This is a genomic window from Pseudomonas sp. XP2 (assembly GCF_053557975.1).
Genome location: NZ_JBNRIK010000021.1, coordinates 37,513 through 51,126 on the forward strand (window position 1 = coordinate 37,513; position 13,614 = coordinate 51,126).

Annotated in this window: 13 protein-coding genes; 3 read left to right on the top strand and 10 right to left on the bottom strand. The window is 61.9% G+C overall.

Translation table 11 applies throughout. The features are described from left to right. The 7 genes from ACK1VC_RS20625 to ACK1VC_RS20655 form a co-directional block, all read right to left on the bottom strand. A partial coding sequence (locus ACK1VC_RS20625; protein WP_449118033.1) for an alkaline phosphatase D family protein occupies window positions 1-1,827 on the bottom strand: 1,827 nt, incomplete at its 3' end. 207 nt (window positions 1,828-2,034) lie between these two features. Beyond that, entirely contained in the window at window positions 2,035-2,961 is a 927-nt protein-coding gene (tal, locus tag ACK1VC_RS20630; protein WP_023048541.1) for a transaldolase, read from the bottom strand. 209 nt (window positions 2,962-3,170) lie between these two features. After that, window positions 3,171-4,181, bottom strand: a complete 1,011-nt coding sequence (gene dusA / locus ACK1VC_RS20635) for a tRNA dihydrouridine(20/20a) synthase DusA (RefSeq protein ID WP_060518370.1) — start codon at window positions 4,179-4,181, stop codon at window positions 3,171-3,173. A 422-nt stretch (window positions 4,182-4,603) separates the two neighbouring features. Further along, window positions 4,604-7,129, bottom strand: coding sequence for a TonB-dependent siderophore receptor (locus tag ACK1VC_RS20640; protein WP_191087437.1), 2,526 nt, complete (start codon window positions 7,127-7,129; stop codon window positions 4,604-4,606). 99 nt (window positions 7,130-7,228) lie between these two features. Next, window positions 7,229-8,170 (bottom strand): FecR domain-containing protein, encoded by a 942-nt coding sequence (locus tag ACK1VC_RS20645; protein WP_191087438.1) that lies wholly within the window; start codon window positions 8,168-8,170, stop codon window positions 7,229-7,231. Further along, window positions 8,167-8,694 carry a sigma-70 family RNA polymerase sigma factor gene (locus ACK1VC_RS20650; protein ID WP_019472810.1) on the bottom strand — a complete coding sequence of 176 codons (528 nt, stop codon included), beginning with the start codon at window positions 8,692-8,694 and terminating at the stop codon, window positions 8,167-8,169. The genes ACK1VC_RS20645 and ACK1VC_RS20650 overlap by 4 nt, the downstream gene beginning before the upstream one ends. A 73-nt stretch (window positions 8,695-8,767) precedes the next feature. Further along, window positions 8,768-9,169, bottom strand: a complete 402-nt coding sequence (locus ACK1VC_RS20655; protein WP_082422023.1) for a GFA family protein — start codon at window positions 9,167-9,169, stop codon at window positions 8,768-8,770. 216 nt (window positions 9,170-9,385) lie between these two features. On the opposite strand from ACK1VC_RS20655, the gene ACK1VC_RS20660 reads away from it, so the two are divergent. The 3 genes from ACK1VC_RS20660 to ACK1VC_RS20670 all read left to right on the top strand — a co-directional run bounded on the left by ACK1VC_RS20660 (window position 9,386) and on the right by ACK1VC_RS20670 (window position 11,269). Beyond that, window positions 9,386-9,913 (top strand): DUF3455 domain-containing protein, encoded by a 528-nt coding sequence (locus ACK1VC_RS20660; protein ID WP_096425816.1) that lies wholly within the window; start codon window positions 9,386-9,388, stop codon window positions 9,911-9,913. Between the two features lie 109 nt (window positions 9,914-10,022). Then, entirely contained in the window at window positions 10,023-10,565 is a 543-nt protein-coding gene (locus tag ACK1VC_RS20665; protein ID WP_031311700.1) for a sigma-70 family RNA polymerase sigma factor, read from the top strand. Then, window positions 10,562-11,269 (top strand): anti-sigma factor, encoded by a 708-nt coding sequence (locus tag ACK1VC_RS20670; RefSeq protein ID WP_023047169.1) that lies wholly within the window; start codon window positions 10,562-10,564, stop codon window positions 11,267-11,269. The genes ACK1VC_RS20665 and ACK1VC_RS20670 overlap by 4 nt, the downstream gene beginning before the upstream one ends. Before the next feature lie 256 nt (window positions 11,270-11,525). Here the strand turns inward: ACK1VC_RS20670 and ACK1VC_RS20675 are convergent, their stop codons facing one another. From ACK1VC_RS20675 to cynS, 3 genes are all read right to left on the bottom strand, one after another. After that, entirely contained in the window at window positions 11,526-12,749 is a 1,224-nt protein-coding gene (locus ACK1VC_RS20675) for an amidohydrolase family protein (RefSeq protein ID WP_191087439.1), read from the bottom strand. Between the two features lie 47 nt (window positions 12,750-12,796). Then, window positions 12,797-13,054, bottom strand: coding sequence for a DUF2790 domain-containing protein (locus ACK1VC_RS20680; RefSeq protein ID WP_031311697.1), 258 nt, complete (start codon window positions 13,052-13,054; stop codon window positions 12,797-12,799). A 63-nt stretch (window positions 13,055-13,117) separates the two neighbouring features. Beyond that, window positions 13,118-13,588 (bottom strand): cyanase, encoded by a 471-nt coding sequence (gene cynS, locus ACK1VC_RS20685; protein ID WP_023047166.1) that lies wholly within the window; start codon window positions 13,586-13,588, stop codon window positions 13,118-13,120. Window positions 13,589-13,614 lie beyond the last annotated feature (26 nt).

Sequence of the window (13,614 nt, forward strand, 5' to 3'; positions counted from 1 at the left end):
AGCCTCACCCCCACCCGCATCCAGCTGATACACCCGTGCCGGCCGCCCCTGTTCATCAAAGAATACCTGGCCCAACCCCGCACCGTTCCACAACCGCTCCCCGGCCTTGCTGTGGCTCGGCGTACGTGGCACTACTTCCATCTCCCGACGCTTGGTAAACCAGTTCAGCGGCGAGCGTGGCGCATACAGCCAGCGGTTGAGCCGGTCGAGCACGTCGAGCAGGCGCCGGGGGAACTCGTTCTTGATTCCGCTGCTGGTCACCTGCCACAAATGCGGGCTGCGCTGGCGGTGGCGGATCATTACTTCATAGACAAACGAGTAGTGCACATCCCCGGACAGCACCACGTAGTGGCCCGGCGTACGCGAGTGGCGGAAGATGTTGAGGATGACCTGCGCCGCACCGCGGTGGGCCATCCAGTTTTCGGCATCCACCAAAAGCGGATACCCCAGCCAGCTGAACACCTTCTGCACGGTCTCGATCAGCTTCACGCCAAAAATCGGCGCAGGCGAGACGATGACTGCTGATGGGTGGTCGAGCAGCGCGTGCTGCAGTTCGCTAAGCGCTTCCCAGTCGAGCAGGCCGGATGGCTTGGCCAGGTTGCTTTCGCTGCGCCAGCGCCGGGTACGGGTGTCCAGCACCAGCAAGGGTGGGTTTGTTGGCAAGCTGAATTGCCAGCCCTGAAAGCGCAGCAGATCGCCGATCAGTTCATCGCGGGTTTGGCTGTTCGACGCCTGGCATTGCCTGACCAGTGGCTTGCAGCCGTCCGGATCGTTGCCCCAGGCTTGGCACAGCAGGTAGCCGAGCAGGGCATTGCCGATGATCCGCCGTGAAAACGGGTGGCCGTAGGCGGTTTCTTCCCATTGTGCCGAGAGGTTCCAGTCATCGGTGATGTCGTGGTCGTCGAAGATCATCAGACAGGGCAGGTGGGCCATCACCCGCGCCACCTGGCCGAGGTTCTCGGCAAACGCCTGAATCAGCGGCAGCTCCTGCCGGTAACGCGCCTGGCGCTGGTCGCTGAGCCCGTCGGGCAGGGCCATGTCCACCCACTGCCAAGGCACGGGTGACCAGACCAGCAGGTACATGGCCATGACTTCGGCGAACGTCACCAGGTGGTTGTCGGCATTGCTGGACGAAAAGATCGGCTTGCGCTTGCCGCCGAAAAAGCGCTCGCGCAGGGTGTCGTTCGTTTCCTGCGCCGGCAACAGGTCGGCGCGGTGGTAGTAGCTGGCCGGGTGCTGGTACAGCGCCTGGCTATCAGGCACCACTGCGCCATCCAGTTGCTCGTCGAACAGGCCCAGGCGCTCGATCAGGCGATGGATAGCACGCAGCATCGGGCCGGCAACATCGTCGGCGTACACTTGGTCGCCGGTCATCAGTAGCACGGCCGGGCGATCTTCGGGTTTCTTGCAGGCTTGCAGCAAGCGGTCGGCGCACAGCAGGCCATCGATGGCGGGGTGGTGGGGCTTGCGGCAGGAGCCGTGCAGCAAGTGGTCGAGCCGATCGCGCAGCACCAGGCTTGGGCGCTGGGTGCCGGGGTAGAGCAGATGCGGCCCCCAGCCAGCGATGCCCTGGCCATTGATCAGCAGGTCATAGTCGAGCTGCTGGTTGCGGGGCAGGGCATTGTCGAAGTGGATATCCAGCAGGTGGATGAAGGCGTGCTGGCCGACCGGGACGACCTGGCAATCCACCGTGGCCTCGCTTGCCGGGAGGATGAATTCGGGTTGCAGCGGTTGGGTAGCGACCAGCCACATGGCCAGGCGCTGGGGTTCCAGGCGGCGCAGTACCGGGCCGGCGAGTACGAGGGGCAAGGGGGTAGAGGAGGTCATCGACAGCTCGGGTGGCTTATCGGGCCCCTTCGCGGGTAAACCCGCTCCCACAGGTACAGCGCCAATTTCAGGCCTGTGGGTATGCGTGTGGGAGCGGGTTTACCCGCGAAGAGGCCCTGGAATTCAATTCACAACTAAAGCTTGGCAAAACAAAAACGGGCGGAAAATGCTGAACACTTCCCGCCCATCAGGCAAACCGGATATGTATCAGGCTTTTTCAGCCATCAACTTCTCCAGCTTCTCCTGGTCCCGCGCAAATTGGCGAATACCCTCGGCCAGCTTCTCGGTGCCCATGGCATCTTCGTTCATCGCCCAGCGGAACTGGCTTTCACTCAACTGCTGCTTGGCCTCACCGGCATTGCCCGGCTTGAGCACCCGCGGCAGTTCACCCTGATCGTCGCTCAGTTGCTGCAGCAGTTCGGGGCTGATGGTCAGGCGGTCGCAGCCGGCCAGTTGTTCGATCTGGCCGAGGTTGCGGAAGCTGGCGCCCATCACCACGGTGTTGTAACCATTGGCCTTGTAGTAGTTGTAGATGCGCGTCACCGATTGCACGCCAGGGTCCTCGGCGCCCACGTAATCCGTGCCGGTGCTCTTTTTGTACCAGTCGTAGATACGACCCACGAACGGCGAAATCAGGAACACCCCGGCATCGGCACAGGCCTGGGCCTGGGCGAAGGAGAACAGCAGGGTGAGGTTGGTCTGGATGCCTTCCTTCTCCAGCTGCTCGGCAGCGCGGATGCCTTCCCAGGTGGAGGCCAGCTTGATCAGCACGCGGTCTTTGGAGACCCCGGCTGCGTCATACAGGCCGATCAGCTGGCGGGCTTTGTTCAGCAGCGCCGGCTCATCGAACGACAGGCGTGCATCCACCTCGGTCGAGATACGCCCGGGAATGACCTTGAGAATGCCCGAGCCCACGGCCACCGCGAACTTGTCGCAGGCCAGGTCGACATCGCCCTTGGCATCGGCCTTCACCTGCTTGAGCAGGTCGGCGTAGCCCGGGATGGCGGCAGCCTTGAGCAGCAGCGACGGGTTGGTGGTGGCATCGACCGGCTTCAGGCGGGTGATGGCATCCAGGTCCCCGGTGTCGGCGACCACGGTGGTGAACTGCTTCAGTTGTTCCAGCTTGGAAGTCATGGGCGTGCTCTGTCCTGTGCATTTACTCGACATTACCCGAGCCCCGACAGCCGCTCAAGGGCCTGTAGAAGCGGGCTTGCCCACGAAGGGCCGTACGTAAGGTGAAGATTCGAGTGCCCGGCTGCCTTGAGGTTCCACATACTCGTCTGAGCGGCCTTGTGTCGCGACAGGGCGCTCCTACAACGGCCGTGTCGCGTGCATGGGTAGTATCACCGTCCTTGCAGCAACTCCACCGCCTGGTCAAACACTGCCAGCGGCTGCGCCGCCTTGTGAATGTCTGCCGACAGCAACTGACGGAAGCGCCGCGCCCCCTTGAACCCTTGGGCCAGCCCCAGAATATGCCGGGTAACGTGGTGCATCGCGCCGCCACTTTCCATGTGCGCCACAATATAGGGCCGCAATTGCGCCAGCACTTCGCTACGGCTGACCACCGGCGCATCGCTGCCAAACAGCCGCTGGTCCACCTCGGCCAGCAGGTAAGGGTTGTGATACGCCTCACGCCCGAGCATTACGCCATCGAAGGTTTCAAGGTGTGCCTGGCATTCTTCCAGGGTCTTGATCCCGCCGTTGAGCACGATCTCCAGGTCCGGGAAGTCTGCCTTCAACTGCGCTGCTACTTCATAGCGCAGGGGCGGAACCTCGCGGTTCTCCTTCGGCGACAGTCCTTCCAGAATCGCGATGCGCGCATGCACGGTAAAACTCCGGCAGCCGGCTTCGCGCACCTGGCCGACGAAGTCGCAGAGTTCGGCATAGCTGTCGCGGCCATTGATGCCGATGCGGTGCTTGACCGTCACCGGTGTCGACACCGCATCACGCATGGCTTTCACGCAATCGGCCACCAATGCCGGGTGAGCCATCAGGCAGGCACCGATCATGTTGTTCTGCACCCGGTCGCTCGGGCAGCCGACATTGAGGTTGACCTCGTCGTAGCCCGCGTCCTCGGCCAGGCGTGCGCAGGCGGCCAAATCGGCGGGCACGCTACCGCCCAGTTGCAGGGCCAGCGGGTGCTCGGAGGCATCGTGGCGCAGGAAACGGTGGGCGTCGTTGTGCAGCAGGGCACCGGTGGTGACCATTTCGGTGTAGAGCAAGGTTTGCTTGGACAGCAGGCGCAGGAAGAAGCGGCAGTGGCGGTCTGTCCAGTCCATCATAGGTGCAACGCTGAAGCGGCGTGACGGCTCAGGGCGCGTGGTTGTTGGGCTAGAGCCTGTATTAGCGGTCATATCGTTCAACGTTTTCGGTACCGAATGCTGGATTTTAGGGCGTAGCAGCAAATTGCAGGGGCGGCATTAGCAAATGCTGGCAACAAAAAGGATCTGCGTTTGCCCGGGGTGTCGGCTAGTTTACCAAGAGAGCTTGGTATCCGTCTGGAAACAGGCCGAGTGTTCCGTCTGAGGCCCAATACACGCGTGTAGACGTTAGCTATATGTGTCGGAACCGTCGCCGTGTCCCGATTTGTCTCCGCTGACAATGATGTTGTCCTTGCGCTAGGGCGCATCAAGCGGGCAGGCCAAGGCGCACGACCTCGGCACTGCCTACCGACCCGCCGCCGATACCCAGTTCGTCCGGCGCCAGCAGCGCTGGCTAGATAGACCCTGTCCCCGGCGTGGTGGCGCCGGGGCTTCGTGAGGTGCCAGGCAATTCCCTAGAAGCTGTACTTCACATTGACCATCAGGTTACGCGGCGCCCCCCAGAAAACCGTCCCGTAGTTGCCAATGCCACTGTAGTAGTGCTTGTCGAACAGGTTGTTGACGTTAAGGGTTGCCTTCAGATTGCGGGTAAAGTCATAGCCACCCACCAACCCCACCAGCGCATAGGACTTCTGTTCAAACTTGGCAGCCGGGTCGTCGATCGCGTACCAGTCCTCATCGCTTGGCTTGAAGAAGGTCGCACTCTGCCAATACGCATTGCCGCCCACGGTGAACTTGTGCCAATCGCCCTGCAGGCGGTACTTGGTCGCCAGCTTGAGCAGATGCTGCGGTTGGTTGGTTGCCACGCGCTGGTCATCAGCATCGTGGGATTCGGCGAAGGTGTAGCCCGCCATCACTTGCAGGTCCTTCATCAGCTCGCCGTTTACTTCCAGCTCGACGCCGCGGGTGGTGACGCCTTGCGCCGCCCGGTAGGCGCTGCCGCCACTTGGCGTGGTGCCGCCGGTGAGCACAGCGAAGTTGTCCTGCTTCAGCTCGAACAGGGCCAGGCTGGCATTCAGGCGGTTTTCGAAGTAGGCGCCTTTGATACCGATTTCATAGCTTGCACCGGTAAGTGGGTCGATAGGCTTGCCGTCCGCGCCGAGGCTATACGCCTGGGGTTTGAACACGTCGGTGTAGCTGGCATACACGGTGTGGTACCGGTCCAGGTCGTAGGTGACGCCAGCGTAAGGCACGATTTCGCTGGAGTTGGTGGCGCTGGCCGGGAGGCGGCGACCGATGGCGTTGATCGTGTCGATGTCCCATTTGTAGTCGACGATCCGTGCCCCCAGGATAACGGCCAGCGCGTCGGTAGGTTTCAGGATGGTTGCCGCAAAGCCCACCTTCTGCCGCGCCTCGATATCGAAGGTGGACCACCATTCGAAGTTGGTTGGGGTATCGCCGTAGCCGTCCCACTGGAATACATCGTCGATGACGCCATTGGTCACACCATCATCACGCTTGGAGGTTGATTTGGTGTGGGCGATGCTGTAGCCGAACACGGCTTCATGCACGCGCCCACCCAGCGAGAACGGGCCGCGAGCATACAGGTCCACGCCTTTTTCCTTGCTGGTGGTGTTGAATTTGCTCGCGGTGCCGTTGTTGTTCACGGCGCCGGTTTCGGGGTCGATGTTGCCGCCGACAAAGCCATGAGAAATGCTGCCGTCTGCCTGAATCGCCTCGCTGCTGATGCCCGAGATCAGCTCGCGCGAGCGGTAATCACGGCTGCTGAGTACGCCCTTGAGTACCCAGTCGTTATCGAAGGTGTGGGCAAGTTCTGCAAAGGCGCGCTGGGTTTCCTGATTGCGCCAGGTCCAGCGGTCGGCGGCGTTGGTGTCACGGTCGAACTTGACCGTACGGCCATCGAGAAAGAACGCGGGCAGTGCGCCGGTGGTGCTGCCGTTGTCGTAGTTTTTCTGCACGTCGTAGCCAAGCGTGAACAAGGTGTTCTCGCTGAGGTCGGCTTCCAGCACGCCATAGAAGGTGTTCTGCTCGCCGGTCAGGTACTCGACGTAACTGTGCTGGGATTGGGTGCCAGCGACCATGCGGCCACGGACATTACCGTTGTCGGTCAACGGGCCGGCAAGGTCGAAGTCGGCCTGGTATTTGTCCCAGGACCCGGCACCTGCGCCGATACGGCCCTGCAGTGCGGCAGTGGGGCGCTTGCGCACCAGGTTGATGACCCCAGAGGGGTTGCCGGCGCCGTTGACCAGGCCGGTTGCGCCCTTCAGTACTTCGACCCGGTCATAGACCAGGCTGTTGCCGATGCTGTAGTTGTCGCGCAATGAGCCGCCGTCGGAGGACAGGCTGGGCACGCCATCGAACTGGTAGTTATCCAGCTTGAAACCGCGCGAGTAGAAGGTAAAGGCTTCGGAGCTTTCCTGGTTGACCGTGACACCGGGCGTTTGCTTCAGCACTTCGGAAACACTTTGCAGGTTCTGGTCGTCCATCTGTTGGCGGGTGACCACGCTGATCGACTGCGGGGTTTTGCGCAGGCTCAGGTTCAGGCGTGTGGCGGCGGCCGTTTCGCCGGTGGTGTAGGAGCCGCTTCCCTCGGTGGTCAGGCCCAAACCTTCACCCGTGATGCTGGTTGCGCCCAGTTGCAGTGCCGAACCAGCATCAACCTGGCTCACCAGCACATAGTCGTTGTCCACCCGCTGGGCCTGCAGCCCACTACCGGCCAGCAGTAGGGCAAACCCCTGTTCGATATTGAAGCGGCCGTGCAGCCCGCTGCTCTGCCGACCCTGGGTCAGCGCCGCATCGAACGACAGCAGCACCCCGGCCTCGCGGGCGAAGCGGTTCAAAGTCGTCATCAACGGCCCTGGGGCGATATCGTAGACGCGGCTGGCCTGTTGCGCTTGGGCCTGGGCGCTCGTCGACAGCAGCGGGGCCAGCAGCCCGGTATGCAGTGCGATGGCGCTGCCAAGCAGCAGGGACGTGAGGTGTTTTCGGCGCGGGTATGGGCAGCTTGTTGTTATAGGCATGACAGCTCCTTCAAATGCCTGTTTGGGCGGTTTGCAGGAGAGCTCGAACGAGAGAGGCCAATCCGACAATGCGGCTGATAATATTTTCACCCGACGCCATTACGTGGCAGGCATCAGCCTGACCCAGTAGCGCGTCCAGGTGCTGATCTTCAGTTGTAGCGCCTCGGCGATCGCCACCAGGGCGCGGTCGGTGTCGTCCAGTGGATACACCCCAGCCAGGCGCAGCCCGGCCACGTCGTCACTGCAACTCAGCACGCCGGGGCGGTAGCGCTGCAGTTCGGCCAAGGCGCGGCGCAGCGGCCAGCCGTCGAGCACCAGCTGCCCCTCGCGCCACGCGGTGCGAGCCAGGTCGGCTGGGCGTGGCTCGGGCAGCGGGCCGTTGTCGAAGGCCAGGGCCATCCCTGCGTCAACCCGCACCTCGCGGGCGCTCGCAGCGTTGCGCACCGCAACGGCGTGTTCGATAACGGACAGCTCGGTGCAGTCGGCACGCAGGCGCACGGTAAAATCAGTGCCCAGGGCATGCATCTCGCCATGCACCGTGCGCACGCGCAGCGGACGCGGGTCGCTGGCAGTGCGTATGGCGATTTCTCCCTCGACCAGGACGATCAGGCGTTGCTCTGTGCTATAGCGGATATCGACGACAGAGGCGGTATTGAGCGTCAGCCGTGTGCCGTCCTGCAGGGTCAGGCTGCGGCGTTCGCCGGTCGCCGTACGCACATCGGCCAACCAGACAGGGGCGTTGCGGTAGCCCGTCCAGGCTACCCCAGCCAGCCCCATACCCAGTACCAGCGTCTTGAGCACCGTACGCCGTCCCGTCCCGATCTGGCCTGCGGCAAGGGTGTGCCTTGCCAGCGGGCCATGCACGCCGGCCAGGCCTGCCTGCAACTGCTCCAGGCGCCCCCAGGCCCAACCGTGCAAGGGTGACTGCTCAAGCCAGGCTTGCCACTGTGCCCGGTTTTGCGGGCAGTCAGGTGCGGCGAGAAAGCGCGCATGCCAGTGTGCCGCTTCGCGCAGGGCCTGGCGCTGGTCGGAGGGGCTCACAGTTGCGCATCGAAAGCGAACAGCAGGCAACGTTCGGTGGCCTTGGCCATGTACTTCGTCACCGAGCTGACAGACACACCGAGGCGCTGTGCGACCTCTGGGTAGGTCAGGCCATCCAGTTGCACGTACAGAAAGGTATCGCGCACTTTCTGGCCCAGCCCGTCGAGCATGGCGTTCAATTGCATCAAGGTTTCCAGCATCAGCAGGCGTTGCTCGGGCGAGCACTCTTCGAGTACCGGCTGGCTGCCGAGGAACTCCAGGTAGGCTTGCTCAAGGTTGCGTCGGCGCAGCTGGTCGATCATCACCCGCCGCGCCACGGTGGCCAGAAAGCTGCGAGGCTCTGCCAACGGCTGGCGTAGCGCGCTGCTGATCAGACGCAGAAAGGTGTCCTGGGTAATATCGGCCGCCCGGTCTGCATTACCCAGGCGCCGGCGAATCCAGCCTTGCAGCCATTGGCTGTGGTCGCGGTACAGGGCATGCATCTCATCATGCCGGGCTGATGCGGGCGGCTGCGGGTAGGGCACCTGGATCTTCCTGATTATAAAGTGCGGATAAGAATTGATCGCAATTATAGGGCTATCAGGATGCTTTGCAATGTCAGTGATTTTGAGGAGCTGAGCTGCAGGGCCCGTACCAAGGGGCAGCAGAATCAACGTGCAGGTGTTGCTGCTTCTTGGGCAGGAATGGCGTATCAAGCGTGCCCAGGGCTATCGAAACCCAGTCGGCAAACTCACCTTCGGAGCGTGACCAGAACAAGGTCGAGCCGCACTCTACGCAAAATTCCCGCATCACCCTCGGCGAAGACGCATAGGTCTTGATACTGGTGGCGCCACGAAGGATACGCAGCATGCTGCGCGGAACACTGCCGTATGAAGCGAATGCTGCCCCGTGCCCTTTGCGGCATTGGCTGCAATGGCAGTGGCTCACAGCTTTTGGCGGGGTAAGCAGCAGGTAACTGACCGCTGCGCACAAGCAGCTTCCTTGGTATGCCTCTTTCACTGGCGCTTCCGTGCAGGTGGAAAACGCCAGCGTAACCGCCCCGGCGAGATCAGTCGACCGTGGCACGCCTGCACACCTGCTTCGGTGTCCGCACGGTATCGATAACGAGCATGCAAAATTATTTTTCAGCCGGTGCATCCAGAACGGCACCCGATGGGTAGTTCTTATCAGGCAGTCGATGATTGCCTGACCCCAGACCCTTACGGAGTTCGCCCCATGATCATCAAGCCCGCTTTCTCCCTGCTCGCTGCCTGCCTCGTACTTGCATCTGGCGCCGCCCATGCCCAGTCGGGCGTCCCGGACGCAATCAAGGTTCCCGACGGCCACGCCATCATGCTGGAAACCGTCGGTGTCGGTGAGATCACCTACGAATGCCGCGACAAGGCCAGTGCGCCAGGCCAGATGGAGTGGGTTTTCGTCGGCCCCAAGGCGGTCCTGAACGATCGTAGCGGCAAGCCTGTGGGTGACTATTTTGGTCCTCCGGCCACCTGGCAGGCCAAGGACGGTTCGAAAGTGACCGGTACCCAGCTTGCCGTAGCCCCGGCCGCCAAAGGGGACATTCCGTATCAACTGGTCAAGGCCAACCCTGCCGAGGGCAAGGGTGCAATGCAAGGGGTCAGTTACATCCAGCGCGTGGCGACGCGCGGGGGAGTAGCGCCTTCGATGGACTGCACAGCGCAGAGCAAAGGGGCGCAGCAGGTCGTCAAGTACCAGGCGGACTACGTGTTCTGGTCAGCCAAATGATCAGGGCTTGAGCAGCACACCAGCGATTGATCATCTACGCTGCTGGAGGTGCCCCAAGCTGGTAAGCCAGGGCACCGTCCAGGTTTCATGACGAAGGAACGACCCCATTTTGAATTCGCCTGTGCTTCCCTTTGATTTCGAGGGCTGTCTTGCTGCTTGTGCTCAAGGAGACCGCCACGCCTTGCAGGCGCTCTATGAGCAGGAGGGGGGCCGTTTACTGGGTGTGGCGCGGCGCATTGCCCGCGACCAGGCGAGCGCGGAGGATATCGTTCACGATGCCTTTGTCCGTATCTGGACACATGCAGCCAGCTATGACCCATCGCGCGGGTCTGCCCGGGGCTGGGTCTACAGCATCACCCGTCACCTGGCGCTGAACTGCGTGCGAGACAGCCGCTGGGAAACCGAGCTGGACGAGCCTGGCATGATCGCAACTGCAAGCCCGGAATTGGACGACCTGCAACTGTGGTCAGGTTCGGCGAAAATCTATCGCTGCCTTGAGCGACTGCAACCCGCTCCCCGGCGCTGCATCCTGCACGCGTATGTGGACGGTTGCAGCAATGCCGAAATCGCAACCCTGCTGGGGGCGCCGCTGGGCACTGTGAAGGCATGGATCAAGCGAAGCCTGAAGGCCCTGCGAGAGTGCATGACATGAAGCCGACCCCTGGTGATGACAGCGCCGAGCAGCTGGACGACCTTGCAGCCGAGTACGTACTGGGCACCTTGAGCGGCGAACAGCGTGCTGCCATGCAGGTGCGGTTGGCGTCGGAGCCGGCCGTACGTGCCGCAGTGGACGCATGGGAGGCCCGCCTGCTCGAACTGGCTACGCGGGTTGAGCCCGTCACGCCAAGCCGCCGCCTGTGGGGCCGAATCGAGCGAAGCCTGGCGCAGGCCAACCCGCCCAGGCGCCAACGCACTGCCGGTTGGCAGCGCCTTGGACTGTGGCAGGGGCTGAGCGCTGCGGGGCTTGCGGCGAGCTTGCTGCTGGCCTTTGCGCTATTGACCAAGGCGCCACCTGTGACCACCTACATGGTGGTGCTGGTAGCGCCGTCGGGCCAGGCCCCGGGGTGGGTCGTGCAAGCCAACGATGCGAGCATGATCGAACTGATCCCGCTTGGCCTGGACGATGTGCCCGAAGGCATGACCTTGCAGTTCTGGACCAAGGGCGAGCAGTGGCGCGCACCTGTTTCGTTGGGGCTGGTCAAACCTGGCGAGCAGTACCGCGTGCCGTTGAGGCGTTTGCCTGAGCTTGAGCCCAACCAGTTGTTCGAGCTGACCCTTGAGAAGGCGGGGGGCTCACCCACGGGTGCACCAACGGGCCCAGTGAAGTTCATTGGCCGCGCGGTGAAGGTAATATGAGCCAGACAGGGCACAGGTGATACGCAGTGGCTTGGCCGACCGATGATTCCAGGTTTAAAGTCAACTCAAGGTCGCTAGCATTTTCCAAGTGGGCTACGAGGATAGGTGAACTGGCGAAGATCAGCGGGCGCGCTGATCCTGCAACAGCTCTCCATGGCCGTGCGTACTCGCCAGTATCGGAGATGGATAGAAAAGGCTTCGCGTAATGGCCTGGGAGACGCAGGGTGAGGCTGCGATAGGAATCTCCCCGATGGCCTCAAAATGCGACTGACCGACGATGCTCAGCCGTTGCCACCACCCTGCCGCGCTTGAGCACCATAAGCCGTGTCGGCAGGTCGAGAATGACATCGGCCACAGCACGGCAATCCATCATCACCAGGTCGGCATCATTGCCCACCGCCAAACCGTAGTGTTTCAAGCCCAAGGCTTTGGCAGGGTTTGTCGTGAGCATCGACAACACGGTGGCTTGATCATCCGCGCCGCCCAAGTGGCACGCGGGAATGGCCATTTGTGCAATGTGCAGCAGGTCGCCTGTGCCATACGGGGTGAAGGCGTTCCGGATGTTGTTGGTGGCCAGGCAAACCGTCACACCGCCGTCGCGCAGCGCACGTACAGGTGTCAGGGTGCGCCTTACATTGTGACTGTCACCCCGGGCTCCCAGGTGCAGGTCGGTGGCAGGCAGGCACATCACGCTGATGTCGGCCTCGCGTAGCAACGCAATGACCTGCGCCTGTCGCGCAGGCGAGACGGCGGCCAGGCTGGTCAGATGCCCCACGCAGACCCGCCCCTGGTAGCCTTCGGCAATGGTTCGACGTGCCACGTATTCAATGGTCATGTGCTCGGCGTCATCGGCGAAATCCTGGTGCAAGTCGATGTCTTTGCCATAGCGCTTGGCCAAATCAAAGACGAAATCAATGTGCTCCAGCGGTGACTCGTCGTTGTAGGGAATGCCGCCCACCACATCGGCCCCCATCTCCATTGCCTGGGTCATCATGGCCTGCATGCCAGGCAGCTTGAGAATGCCTTCTTGCGGAAAGGCTACGACCTGGATGTCGATCACCTCGCGGAACTGCTCGCGCAACTCCAGCACCACTTCGAGCCCCGTGAAGCCCTGGGCGGGGTCGAATCCGGCGTGGGCACGCACGTGCGTGGTACCGGCCTGCACCAGTGCGCGCAGTACCTGGATCGAACGTTCGCGGATATCTTCACGGGTCAGTGTGGGCTTCAGTTCGGCAGTGACGGCTATCGCTTCCTTCAAGGTGCCGGAGCGATTGGCTTTGCGCTGCATGACGTAAGCTTTTTCAAGGTGCAGGTGGCCTTCGACAAACCCGGCCACAAGCACTTTGCCGTGGCCTTGCACTTCGTGCTCTGCCGTGGTGTCGATGTGTTGCGCGATCTCGGCGATTTTGCCTGCTCGCACAGCCACATCTACCAGTGGCTGGGCATCGTCAATGCGTACACTTCGAAATATCAGGTCCATCAACTTCAGTCCTCATAGTGAGTGCTGTTGCGCTACGAAGGCCGGGCTCAATTATTCGAGCAACCATTGCCCATCACGCGGTACTCAAGCACATGCTCTTTGCCTTGGGAGTCTTCGTACGTCATGCGAGCAGGCACTACTTGGCAAACATCCGGCACTTCGCTCATGGAAATGACGCGAGCGATATCGAGGTGCTGGCCATAGCTGTACTGTTCAACCGGCAGCGGGTCGACCTGTTGCTCAACGCCGGCAGCCATGGCCACGTTGCACAGCCCGCTTAGTATCAATGCGAACAACGCTTTCAATTTGATCACCTTCAGGTTGTGGTTCGGCCGCAAAATTGCGGCCGAACCCATGTGTCAGCCAAATCAGAACGGTTTGGTGGGCAGGTATTTGCCATCCAGGGTGATTACCGCGCGCGAGCCACCCTCGGGGTCTTCGACTTTCTTGATGTCCAGCTTGAAATTGATGGCACTGATGATGCCGTCGCCGAACTTTTCATGAACAAGCGCCTTCAAGGTGGTGCCGTACACTTGCAACATCTCGTAAAAGCGGTAGATGGTGGGGTCGGTCGGGATACCGTTTTGAATGCTGCCGCGCAGTGGCACTGTCTGCAGCAGTGCGATGGCGTCCGCGTCGAGGCCGAGCTTGTCGCCCACCACCTGGGCAGCGCTCGCTGGCAGCGGGTGCTGGCCCAACAGTGCAGCGGTGACGAACGCTTCGGACAAGCCGGTACCCTCGGTGATCTGGGAGAACGACAGGTCTTTGCGGGCTTTGGCCAGAAGGATGACTTCGCTCAGGGCAAGGCGGGCGTTCTGGTTGATTTGCGATTGGATCATGGTGTTTCTCCTTGGTTGAAAGATGT